General features: G+C 61.6%; 9 protein-coding genes and 1 riboswitch. Of the genes, 5 read left to right on the plus strand and 4 right to left on the minus strand.

All coding sequences use genetic code 11. From position 1 onward, the window contains the following. The first annotated feature begins 112 nt into the window (after positions 1–112). The 3 genes from ACMGF7_RS10990 (at position 113) to hldE (ending at position 5811) form a co-directional block, all read left to right on the plus strand. Positions 113–1420 carry an inorganic triphosphatase gene (locus ACMGF7_RS10990; protein ID WP_015379092.1) on the plus strand — a complete coding sequence of 436 codons (1308 nt, stop codon included), beginning with the start codon at positions 113–115 and terminating at the stop codon, positions 1418–1420. Between the two features lie 45 nt (positions 1421–1465). Further along, a complete protein-coding gene (gene glnE, locus ACMGF7_RS10995; RefSeq protein WP_273874953.1) occupies positions 1466–4303 on the plus strand; it encodes a bifunctional [glutamate--ammonia ligase]-adenylyl-L-tyrosine phosphorylase/[glutamate--ammonia-ligase] adenylyltransferase in 2838 nt (945 codons plus the stop codon). A 77-nt stretch (positions 4304–4380) separates the two neighbouring features. Further along, on the plus strand, positions 4381–5811 hold the full coding sequence (gene hldE, locus ACMGF7_RS11000; protein ID WP_004937214.1) for a bifunctional D-glycero-beta-D-manno-heptose-7-phosphate kinase/D-glycero-beta-D-manno-heptose 1-phosphate adenylyltransferase HldE: 1431 nt from the start codon (positions 4381–4383) through the stop codon (positions 5809–5811). A 51-nt stretch (positions 5812–5862) separates the two neighbouring features. On the opposite strand, the gene ubiK is transcribed toward hldE, so the two are convergent. Further along, complete coding sequence (gene ubiK, locus ACMGF7_RS11005) at positions 5863–6138, minus strand: ubiquinone biosynthesis accessory factor UbiK (protein WP_004937216.1); 276 nt, start codon at positions 6136–6138, stop codon at positions 5863–5865. Positions 6139–6283: 145 nt separating this feature from the next. After that, a riboswitch (FMN riboswitch) is annotated at positions 6284–6444 on the plus strand. A gap of 109 nt (positions 6445–6553) precedes the next feature. Here ubiK and ribB point away from each other — a divergent pair. After that, a complete protein-coding gene (gene ribB / locus ACMGF7_RS11010; protein ID WP_004937218.1) occupies positions 6554–7207 on the plus strand; it encodes a 3,4-dihydroxy-2-butanone-4-phosphate synthase in 654 nt (217 codons plus the stop codon). Positions 7208–7260: 53 nt separating this feature from the next. Here ribB and ACMGF7_RS11015 read toward each other — a convergent pair whose 3' ends face one another. Continuing rightward, a complete protein-coding gene (locus ACMGF7_RS11015; RefSeq protein WP_273874952.1) occupies positions 7261–8793 on the minus strand; it encodes an alkaline phosphatase in 1533 nt (510 codons plus the stop codon). 322 nt (positions 8794–9115) lie between these two features. On the opposite strand from ACMGF7_RS11015, the gene ygiD reads away from it, so the two are divergent. Beyond that, on the plus strand, positions 9116–9898 hold the full coding sequence (ygiD, locus tag ACMGF7_RS11020) for a 4,5-DOPA dioxygenase extradiol (protein ID WP_049241506.1): 783 nt from the start codon (positions 9116–9118) through the stop codon (positions 9896–9898). 48 nt (positions 9899–9946) lie between these two features. Here ygiD and ACMGF7_RS11025 read toward each other — a convergent pair whose 3' ends face one another. Together ACMGF7_RS11025 and ACMGF7_RS11030 are read right to left on the minus strand one after the other, a co-directional pair. Beyond that, positions 9947–11107, minus strand: a complete 1161-nt coding sequence (locus tag ACMGF7_RS11025; protein WP_021505070.1) for a glutathionylspermidine synthase family protein — start codon at positions 11105–11107, stop codon at positions 9947–9949. Between the two features lie 3 nt (positions 11108–11110). After that, complete coding sequence (locus ACMGF7_RS11030; RefSeq protein WP_015379087.1) at positions 11111–11773, minus strand: DUF1190 family protein; 663 nt, start codon at positions 11771–11773, stop codon at positions 11111–11113. Positions 11774–11851 lie beyond the last annotated feature (78 nt).

Genomic DNA, 11851 nt, shown 5'->3' on the forward strand with positions numbered 1-11851 from the left:
CGGGAATCGCGGTAAGATAACGGCAACTGTGCGTCAGTGGGCAGCATACGGCGGGCCGAGCGCGCCGCGCTGAAACCGACGCGAATGCGTAACTTATTGGTGTTAAAGAATTATGACCGTTGAAATTGAACTGAAATTCATCGCCGCGCCGCAAGCGGTGGCCGCTCTGCCACACTGGCTCGCCGCCTGGCCGCATCAGCATTCCGCGCCGCAAAAGCTGACCAACATTTACTTCGAAACGGCCGACAACTTCCTGCGCAGTCACGACATGGGGCTGCGCATTCGCGGTTTCGACGATCGCTATGAGATGACCATCAAAACCGCCGGTAAAGTGGTGGGCGGCCTGCACCAGCGCCCGGAATACAATGTCGCTATCGCCGAGCCGCAGCTGGCGTTGGCGCAGTTTCCTGCCGACATCTGGCCGCAGGATTGCGATATCGCGGCGCTGCAGCAGGCGTTGCAACCGCTGTTCCGTACGGATTTCGTGCGTGAGAAGTGGGTGGTTACTTACGGCCAAAGCGAGATAGAGATTGGCCTGGATCAGGGAGAAGTGCGTGCTGGTGGCCTCAGCGAAGCCCTGAGCGAGATAGAACTGGAGCTGCTGAAAGGCAATACCGCCGATCTGCTGGCGTTGGCCGGTGAGCTGGCGGCGCACGACGGGCTGCGTCAGGGCAGCCTGAGCAAGGCGGCGCGCGGTTACCACCTGGCGCAGGGCAATCCGCCGCGTGAGGTGCGCCCGCTGCGGGTGCTGAAGCCGGCGGCGAAGGCGACCGTGGAGCAGGGGATGATCGCCGCCTTCGAGCTGGCGCTCAACCACTGGCAGTACCATGAAGAGCTGTGGCTGCGCGGCGACGCGCAGGCGCGCGCTTCGGTGATTGAGGCGGTTGGCACGATCCGCCAGGCGCTGGTGATCTTCGGCGGCCTGGTGCCGCGCAAGGCCAGTGCCGATCTGCGCGCCCGCCTGACCGAGCTCGAACCGCTGTTGGCGGACAAAACCGCGCAACCGGAGACCCTGTGTTACAGCGCGGTCTACCTGCAATGTAAGTTGGCGCTCACATCATGGCTGGTGCGCGGCGCCTGGCGGCCGTTTATCGACGCCAAAGCGCAGGCCAAGCTGGACGGTTCTTTCAAACGCTTCAGCGACATCATGCTGGGGCGCAGCGGCGCGGAGCTGAAAGAGGCCTTCAGCCGTACGCTGAACGAAGATGAATATCAGGAACAATTGCCGCGCCTGACGCGTCAGATTTCGGCGCTGGTCCTGCTGTCGGGCGCTTATCCCGACGAGCAGACCGGGCCTTATATCGACGCCTGGCGCGAGCTGCAGGCGGCGCTGAGCGAGCGCCGTCAGGGCTGGTATGAAGCCAGCCGCAAACAGGCCTTATCGCATGCGCCATTCTGGTTAAACGGCGCGCTTCGTTAATCAAGCCGGCCCGTCAGCCGCGGGCCGCAGAACGGGTCATACACTATGTCGCCACTTTCAGCCGCGTTACAGGCTCAGGCACAGCAGATTGTGCAGCGTTTTCAGGAAGTTCACGGCGTGGACTGCGCCTTTAGCGAGCAGGAACAGTGGGTGCTGGCGTCGAGCGATTTCGTCAGCGACGTGCTGCTCGCCCAGCCGGCCTGGCTGGCGACGCTGCGCGAACAGCCGCCAGCGCCCGGCGAGTGGCAACACTATGCCGCCTGGCTCCAGGACGAGCTGGAAGAGGTGCGCGATGAGGCGCAGCTGATGCGTACGCTGCGTCTGTTTCGCCGCGAAACGCTGGTGCGCATCGCCTGGGCGCAGGCGCAGGGGCTGTGTTCGACCGAAGAAACGTTGCTGCAGCTGAGCGGGCTGGCGGAGACGCTGATCGTCAGCGCGCGCGACTGGCTGTACCAAACCTGCTGCCGCGAATGGGGCACGCCGTGCAACGCCGCCGGCGAACCGCAGCCGCTGCTGGTCCTCGGCATGGGTAAGCTGGGCGGCGGCGAACTGAACTTCTCGTCGGACATCGATCTGATCTTCGCTTACCCGGAAAATGGTCAAACCCAGGGCGGGCGGCGCGAGCTGGATAACGCCCAGTTCTTCACCCGCCTCGGCCAGCGGCTGATCAAGGCGTTGGATCAACAGACCATCGATGGCTTCGTCTATCGCGTCGACATGCGGCTGCGGCCGTTCGGCGACAGCGGCCCGTTGGTGATGAGCTTTGCGGCGCTGGAGGATTACTACCAGGAACAGGGGCGCGACTGGGAGCGCTATGCGATGGTAAAGGCGCGCCTGATGGGCGGGGCGGAAGACGCCTACAGCCAGGAGCTGCGCAAAACGCTGCGCCCGTTCGTGTTCCGCCGCTACATCGATTTCAGCGTCATCCAATCTTTGCGCAACATGAAGGGCATGATCGCCCGCGAAGTGCGGCGGCGCGGTCTGAAGGACAACATCAAGCTGGGCGCCGGCGGCATTCGCGAAATCGAATTCATCACTCAGGTATTCCAGCTGATCCGCGGCGGCCGTGAACCGGCGTTGCAGGGGCGTTCGCTGTTGCCGACGCTGCAGGCGGTGGGTGAGCTGGGGCTGCTGGAAAGTGAGCAGGTGCGGGCGCTGAGCGCCGCCTACCTGTTCCTGCGGCGGCTGGAGAACCTGCTGCAGGCGATCGGCGATCAGCAAACCCAGACGCTGCCGCAGGAGGCGCTCGATCAGGCGCGGTTGGCCTACGGCATGGGGTTGGCGGATTGGCCGGCGCTGATGGCGGCGCTGGAGGTGCATATGCAGGCGGTGCGCGCGGTGTTCGACGACCTGATCGGCGACGATAGCCCGGATGTCGGTGAAGATCCCGACTACCAGCACTACCACAGCCTGTGGCAGGACGCGCTGGAGGAGAACGAGCTGGCACCGCTGACGCCGCACCTCGACGAAGAGGGGCGCCGACAGATGCTGCGCACCATCGCCGATTTCCGCCACGACGTCGACAAGCGCACCATCGGCCCGCGCGGCCGCGACGTGCTCGATCAGCTGATGCCGCGCCTGCTGGCGGAGGTATGCCCGCGCCAGGACGCCCCGACCGCGCTGGTGCGGCTGGCGCAGCTGCTCCTCAGCATTGTCACCCGCACTACCTACCTCGAGCTGCTGGTGGAGTACCATGCGGCGCTCAGCCATCTGATCCGCCTGTGCGCCGCGTCGCCGATGGTCGCCAACCAGCTGTCGCGTTACCCGCTGCTGCTGGATGAGCTGCTGGATCCGGCCACGCTGTATCAGCCGGTGGCGCTGGACGCCTACCGCAGCGAGCTGCGGCAGTATCTGCTGCGGGTGCCGGAAGACGATGAAGAGCAAAAGCTGGAGGCGCTGCGCCAGTTCAAACAGGCGCAACAGCTGCGCATCGCGGCTGCGGATATCGCCGGCGCGCTGCCGGTGATGAAAGTGAGCGATCACCTGACTTATCTGGCGGAGGCGATCATCGACGCGGTGGTGCAGCAGGCCTGGAGCGATATGGTGGCGCGCTACGGCCAACCGACCCATCTGCAGGAGCGCGAAGGGCGCGGCTTTGCGGTGATCGGCTACGGCAAGCTGGGCGGCTGGGAGCTGGGTTACAGTTCCGATCTCGATCTGGTGTTCCTGCTGGATTGCCCGCCGGAGGTGATGACCGATGGCGATCGCTGCATCGACGGCCGCCAGTTCTACCTGCGGCTGGCGCAGCGGGTGATGCATCTGTTCAGCACCCGCACGTCCTCGGGCATTCTGTATGAGGTGGACGCGCGCCTGCGGCCTTCCGGCGCTGCGGGGATGCTGGTCAGCACCGTTGAGGCGTTCGCCGACTACCAGCAAAACGAAGCCTGGACCTGGGAGCATCAGGCCCTGGTGCGTGCGCGCATCGTGCACGGCGACCCGGCGCTGCATCAGCAGTTCGACGCGATCCGGCGCGAGATCCTGTGCAAAACGCGCGATGCGCAGACCCTGAAGCGCGAAGTGCGCGAGATGCGCGAAAAGATGCGCAACCATCTCGGCAACAAGCAGCGCGATCTGTTTGATATCAAGGCCGATGAGGGCGGCATTACCGACATCGAATTTATTGCCCAATATCTGGTCTTACGCTATGCGCCGGGTGAACCGCGCTTGACGCGTTGGTCGGACAACGTGCGCATCTTTGAGCTGATGGCCAATTACGACATCATGCCGGATGAAGAGGCGCGCGCGCTGACCCAGGCCTATGTCACGATGCGCGACGAGATCCACCATCTGGCGCTGCAGGAACATTCCGGCAAGGTCGGCAGCGAGCTGTTTGCCGCCGAGCGCGAGCAGGTGCGCGCCAGCTGGGCCAAATGGCTGGATTAATACCTTTTTGCGGGTATTCCGGCGGTCTGTGGTAATATCTGCGCCACTAAAATTTTGTTCTTTTTTGGAGTTATCGGATGAAAGTTACGCTGCCTGATTTTCGCCGCGCCGGTGTGCTGGTGGTCGGTGACGTCATGTTGGATCGCTATTGGTATGGGCCGACCAGCCGCATTTCACCGGAAGCCCCGGTGCCGGTGGTCAAGGTCGATACCATCGAAGAGCGTCCCGGCGGCGCGGCTAACGTGGCGATGAACATCGCTTCGCTGGGCGCCACTTCCCGTCTGGTGGGCCTGACCGGCATCGACGATGCGGCGCGGGCGCTGAGCGCCAAGCTGAATGAAGTCAACGTGCGCTGCGACTTCGTCTCGGTGCCGACCCATCCGACCATTACCAAGCTGCGCGTACTGTCGCGCAACCAGCAACTGATCCGTCTCGACTTCGAAGAAGGCTTCTCCAACGTTGATCCGCAGCCGATGCTGGAGCGCATTCAGCAGGCGCTGCCGCAGATCGGCGCGCTGGTGCTGTCCGATTACGCCAAGGGCGCGCTCAGCCAGGTGCAGGGCATGATCCAACTGGCGCGCGCCGCCAAGGTGCCGGTGCTGATCGATCCGAAAGGATCCGATTTCGAGCGCTATCGCGGCGCGACGCTGCTGACGCCGAACCTGTCCGAGTTCGAAGCGGTGGTGGGCCACTGTAAGGATGAAGCGGAACTGGTGGAACGCGGCATGAAGCTGGTAGCGGATTTCGAGCTGTCGGCGCTGCTGGTTACCCGTTCCGAACACGGCATGACGCTGCTGCAGCCGGGCGTTGAGCCGCTGCACTTGCCGACCCAGGCGCAGGAAGTGTTCGATGTGACCGGCGCCGGCGACACCGTGATCGGCGTATTGGCCGCCTCGCTGGCCGCCGGCAACTCGCTGGAAGAGTCCTGTTTCCTGGCCAATGCCGCCGCCGGCGTGGTGGTGGGCAAGCTCGGCACGTCCACTGTGTCGCCGATCGAGCTGGAAAACGCGGTGCGCGGCCGCGCCGAAACCGGCTTTGGCGTGATGACCGAAGCGCAGTTGAAAAACGCCGTGGCGCAGGCGCGTCAGCGCGGCGAGAAAGTGGTGATGACCAACGGCATCTTCGACATTCTGCATGCCGGCCACGTCTCCTATCTGGCCAACGCCCGCAAGCTGGGCGATCGCCTGATCGTGGCGGTGAACAGCGACGCCTCGACCAAGCGTCTGAAAGGGGAGAAACGCCCGGTCAACGCGCTGGAGAACCGCATGATCGTGCTGGGCGCGCTGGAAGCGGTGGATTGGGTGGTGCCGTTCGAGGAGGACACGCCGCAGCGCTTGATCGCCGACATCTTGCCGGATCTGCTGGTGAAAGGCGGCGATTACAAGCCGGAAGAGATTGCCGGCAGTGCGGAAGTGTGGGCCAACGGCGGCGATGTCAAAGTGCTGAACTTTGAAGACGGCCTGTCGACCACCAACATCATCAAAGCGATCAAAGACGGGCGCGGCTAACGCCGGGCAACCTAAAGATCAAGGGCGCGCGGTGCGCGCCCTTGGCGGGAATTATTCGTCTTCCTGCTTGGCGGCCGGCGCCGCGCTCAGCTTGCTTTCCAGCTCGGCCATGCGCTGCTCCAACAGCGCCAGCTTCTCGCGGGTGCGCAACAGCACCTGAGTCTGCACGTCGAACTCTTCGCGGTTAACCAAATCCAGACGGGTCAGCTGCGACTGCAGCACCTGACGGATTTTTTTCTCAACGTCTTCCCCGAATTCACGAACGCCTTTAGGCATGGACTCATGAACCTGGCGTGCGATTTGTTCGATTTTTTTCGGGTCAATCATGGCGTATCCCTTTCAGAGTTTAATAGCTGCCGCTTAGTGTAATGCGAGTTGCCCGCCGGATAAACCATTAAGCGCATTCGCCGTACGTGGCCGAATTGTGCTTTTGCCAATTGCCCTGTCTACCCATTAGCGTTATAGTCATCTTGCTTATTCTCAGGGCGGGGTGAAAGTCCCCACCGGCGGTAAATCACCTTCTACGGTGAAAGCCCGCGAGCGCTCAGCCAGCCTGTAAAGGCCGGTTAGAGGTCAGCAGATCCGGTGTAATTCCGGGGCCGACGGTTATAGTCCGGATGGGAGAGAGTAACGGTATCTGCCGGGCATGCGCCCGCTTGCGTTATTTTTTTAGCTATTGCTAGCTACTCCTCAAGATCGCCCTGGTTCTGGTAATCCATAATTTTTAATGAGGTTTTTTACCATGAATCAGACGCTACTTTCAGACTTCGGCACGCCAACAGAACGCGTTGAACGCGCGATCGACGCACTGCGCAACGGGCGCGGCGTAATGGTGCTCGATGATGAAAACCGTGAAAACGAAGGTGACATGATCTTCGCCGCGGAAACCATGACCGTTGAGCAGATGGCGCTGACCATTCGCCACGGCAGCGGCATCGTGTGCCTGTGCATCACCGAAGAACGCCGTCAGCAGCTTGAGCTGCCGATGATGGTGACCAACAACTCCAGCCAGTTCCAGACCGCCTTCACCGTGACCATCGAAGCGGCGCAGGGCGTGACCACCGGGGTTTCCGCTTCCGATCGCCTGACCACCATCCGTGCGGCGGTGGCAGACAGCGCCAAGCCGAGCGACCTGAACCGTCCGGGCCACGTGTTCCCGCTGCGCGCGCAGCCGGGCGGCGTGCTGAGCCGCCGCGGCCACACCGAAGCGACCATCGATCTGGTTTCCATGGCCGGTTTCAAACCAGCCGGCGTGCTGTGTGAACTGACCAACGACGATGGCAGCATGGCGCATGCGCCGGAAGTGATTACCTTCGCCAAACAGCACGACATGGTGGTGCTGACCATCGAAGATCTGGTGGCCTACCGCCAGGCGCACGAGAAAAAAGCCAGCTGATCGCCGGCCGCTTTCAACGATAAAAAAGCCGCGTAAAGCGGCTTTTTTTGTGGCTAGTGTTTTGACAGGCGTTCGCCGATGCGGCTGGCGTAATTCATCACATGGAAGGTGTAGTTCTCCTCCACCGTGCCCTGGAACAGGTGCGCCCAGGGGCCGATGGCGTAGATGCCGAGATCTTCCCCGCCGTGCGTCTCGCTGTTCAGCGGCACCAGCGCCGGCTGAATAAAGTCGGGCGCGGTGGCCTGTTCCATGGTTAATGCCGGGCGCTCGGTCAGCGGGATTATGCCGCCGGGGCCGTTGGCGAAGCCGACGGTGGTGTAGGGCTTGCCGTCGCTGCCCAGCCGCGGTTTGCCGTCGACGCCGACGGAAATGCCGAGGATAGGATTGCCGCGCTTGGCATAGCCGGCGATGGTCAGCGTGTGGCTGTGATCGCCGGTCACGATCACCAGCGTGTCGTCCAGATTGACCTTATCGATGATGGTTTTCACCGCTTCGTTCAGGGCGACCGCGTCGCTCAACGTGCGGTAGGCGTTGCCGTTATGGCTGCCGTGATCGATGCGTCCACCCTCGACCAACAGCAGGTAACCTTCGGGATTCCTGGCCAGAATATCGATGGCCTTGCCGGTCATTTCCGCCAGTGAGGGTTCTCCCGCCGCGTCTTGCCGCCGATCGTGCTCGAAGTTCATGTGCGACGGTTCGAACAGGGCCAACAGGTGGTCGACTTTGGTCGGATCGATTTTGTCGAACTGCGCCTGATTCCAGACGTATTGCCCACGCTCGCCGTAGCGTTGCATCCAGACCTGCGTCAGGTCGCGGCCGTCCTTTCTGGCGCCTTTCTTGCCGGGATATTCCGGATCGCTCACGCTGTCGGGCAGAAAGTTGGCGCGCCCGCCGCCCATCGCCACGTTCAGGCCGTTGCCGTACTTCATTTCCACCAGCTGGCGCGCGATGTCGCGGCAGCCTGCGGCCAGAGCATCCGCCGGCATTTTGGCGTCAGACTCCCAGCCGCGATTGGCGATATGGGCATAGGTGGCGCCCGGCGTGGCGTGGGTAATGGTGGCGGTCGTCACGGCGCCGGTGGACAGGCCGAGCGTTGCGGCCATCTCCCACAGCGTGGTGACGGCCTTGGTTTGCTGATCCTCGCAGTTGTTGAGGGTAGCCGTATGGTTGAGGCCCATCAGATCGTTGATGGTTTTGACGCCGGTGGTCATCGCTACCGCGCTGGGCGCAGAGTCGGTGATTTGGGCGTCGGCGGAGTAGGTTTTGGCCGCCGCCAGATAGGGGAAGGCCTCCCAGGCCAGCACGTTGGATTCGCCATCCACGCCGCGCTGCTGCCCTTCAAAAATGCGGGCGGCGGTCACGGTGGAAAACCCCATGCCGTCACCGACCACCAGAATGACGTTTTTGGCGCGGTTGGTGTTTGGCGTTTGCTTCAGCCGCTGTTGCAGCTGAGTTTGCGCCTGAATGAAGTAAGGATCTTCGCGCTGCGTCAGCTGCGCGTTGTCCGCCGCGCCGGTGGTTGCCGTCCAGCCGGCGAGTAAGAACATGGAAAGCGCCAGGCGGGTTGCCAGTGTGAGTCTGAACATGAATTCCTCCTTGGTGAGACGTAATTCCCATCGCGCGACGGCGTTGCCTGCTCCCGTCGGCAGAGGAGGAGTGTATAGATCTTGTTAACAAAAAATACATAAATTGTTCACAAATTGGATCTGTGTGGCAGTAATGTCATGCTATTCACTGATATTATTAATTTATTGAAATATATGATTTTTTTATCTTTCTGCGGATCGGCGTATTTCTCTACTTTTAATTCAAATTTATTGAATATCTTCATCACGGTTATCCGGCTGTGTTGCTGCGGCAAAGCGCGTAATGTAGCGGCATAGCACAATTTGAACTAAGGATCCCTCTATGAACACCTCTCGTATGCCGGCACTGTTTCTTGGCCACGGTAGCCCGATGAACGTGCTGGAAGACAACCGTTACACCCGGGCATGGCGTGCGTTGGGTGAGTCATTGCCGCGCCCGAAGGCGATCGTGGCGGTTTCCGCGCATTGGTATACCCGCGGCACAGCGGTCACCGCGATGGAAAAACCCAAAACCATTCACGACTTTGGCGGGTTCCCGCAGGCGCTGTTTGATACCCGCTATCCGGCGCCGGGCTCTCCCGCACTGGCCGCGCAGCTGCAGCACATTCTGGCGCCGGTGCCGGTAACGGCGGATCTCGGCGAGTGGGGATTAGATCACGGCACCTGGGGTGTCCTGATCAAGATGTATCCCGATGCTGACATTCCGGTGGTGCAGCTCAGCGTCGACGGCACGCAGCCGGCGGCCTATCACTATGAGCTGGGCCGCAAACTCGCCGCGCTGCGGGACGAGGGCGTGATGATCGTCGCCAGCGGCAACGTGGTGCACAACCTGCGCATGGTGAAATGGCAGGGCGATACCAGCGCCTACCCATGGGCGGAATCATTCAATAACTTTGTCCGGGATAACCTGCGTTATCGGGGCGATAACCATCCGCTGGTGGATTTCATGCGCCATGAGGGGGCGGCGCTGTCGAATCCGACGCCGGAACACTATCTGCCGTTGCTGTATGTGCTCGGCGGCTGGGATGGAAAAGAGGCCATCAGCGTGCCGATCGACGGTATCGAAATGGGGGCGCTTAGCATGCTGTCGGTGCAGGTGGGCTAAAGAAAAAACGCCAGTCAGCGACTGGCGTTTTTACCTTCAGCGGGGCGATCAGCCGAGGATGGTGTGCGGATAGAAGCGCGACAGATCCTGCGTGATCAGTTCGCGATCTTCGCGCAGGCCGATGCCGCAAGGTTGATCGTTCACCAGCCAGCTGCCGATCAGCGTGTAGCTGTCTTCGAACTTCGGCAGCGGATGGAACTGCTGCACGATCATGCCTTCTTCGCCGTACGGCCCATCGACGCGCGCCACTTCCTGACCGTTTTCGACGATCTGGATATTGGCGCCTTCGCGCGAGAACAGCGGTTTGGTGACGTAATGATCCATCGGCGGATGATCGTCTTGCGCGAAATAAGCCGGCAGCAGGTTAGGGTGGTTCGGGAACATTTCCCACAGCAGCGGCAGCAGCGCCTTGTTGGAGATGATGCTTTTCCAGGCCGGCTCCAGCCAACGCACGCCGGCGTCTTCCAGCTTGGTGGAGAACATCTCGCGCAGCATGAATTCCCACGGATAGAGCTTGAACAGGTTACCGATCACCTGATCCTGCAGATCGGTGAATTGACCTTTCTCGCCAAGGCCAATCTCTTCCATGAACAGGAACTCGGTCGGCAGACCGGCTTCCTGCGCGCAGTCCTGCAGATATTGCACCGTGCCGCGATCTTCTTCGCTGTCCTGGCAGCACGCCAGGTGCAGCAGGCCGAAGCCGTGATGCGCTTTCAGCTCGGCGAAACGCTCGATCAGCTTCTCCTGCAGGCTGTTGTACTGATCCGATTGCGGATCCAGCTTGCCGGCATTGATCTGATCTTCCAGCCACAGCCACTGGAAGAAGGCCGCTTCATACAGCGAGGTCGGCGTATCGGCGTTGTTCTCCAGCAGCTTCGGCGGGTTGACGCCGTCGTAGGCCAGATCGAGACGCGAATACAGCGACGGCTGGTTGGTGCGCCAGGAGCTGCGCACGAACTCCCAGGTGTGTTTCGGGATGCAGAACTTGGCCATCAGCTCGTCGCTGCCGACCACTTTCTCCACCACCTGCAGGCACATCTGATGCAGCTCGGCGGTGGCGCTTTCGATCTCTTCAATCTGCGCCAGCGTGAACTGGTAATAGGCGTCTTCACACCAGTACGGCTCGCCGTACATGGTGTGGAAACGAAAACCGAACTCGGTCGCTTTTTCACGCCAGTCCGGGCGCTCGGTAATAGCAATACGTTTCATGCATCAACCGCCCATGCTGCGAGAGCCGGAGTTGGAGGTGGCGCTGCTGCGCTGCATGCTGGTCTGCTTGGCCACGGTCTCGCCGAAACCGCCGCGGGTAACGGTATTGGTGACCGCAGGCTTCGGCGCCATGGCGGTTTTCGGCACCGTCATGGTGCGGCCGCCGGCGGTGGCCGGGCCGTAGCTCTTGCCGCTGGCGTCGACAAACTTGCCGTTCGCCGGGCTGGCGGCATTCTTGGAGGTGAACAGCGGCTGCTGCGCGAAGCCGGAACCGCCCATCAGGCGGCCCATCATGTAACCCGCCATCAGCGGCATCCAGAAGCTGCCGCTGCTTTGTGATTCCGCCGCCATGCCGGCCTGTGCCGGAGCCTGGGTACACTGCGCTTCGCCGAACTCGGCGACGCAGTCTTCGCGAGTGGCGTATTTCGGCGCGGTTTTCGCCGCTTCTTTCAGGGCATTGTTGTAGGAGGTGGTGCACTGCTCGCTCATCGAAGGATTGGCGCGCGAACAGTCATCGGCATTCTGATACAGGGAGACCGTTTCATCGCTCTTCTCGCAGCCGGCCAGCATAAAGACGGCGCTGATCGCCAAAGCCACGGGCGCGACACGGTAGCTGCGCCAGGATTTGCGGAACGTCTCTTGGTTGATGTTTTTTGTCCGTTTCATCGTTATCAATCCCATCATGCGGGCTGTTTTCGCCCTTTCCCAGTAGTGGCGCTAAGGATAGGGGAAACATGGTCAAAA

The sequence above is a fragment of the Serratia sp. BNK-17 genome, assembly GCF_048684935.1.
Taxonomy (GTDB): Bacteria; Pseudomonadota; Gammaproteobacteria; order Enterobacterales; family Enterobacteriaceae; genus Serratia; species Serratia nematodiphila.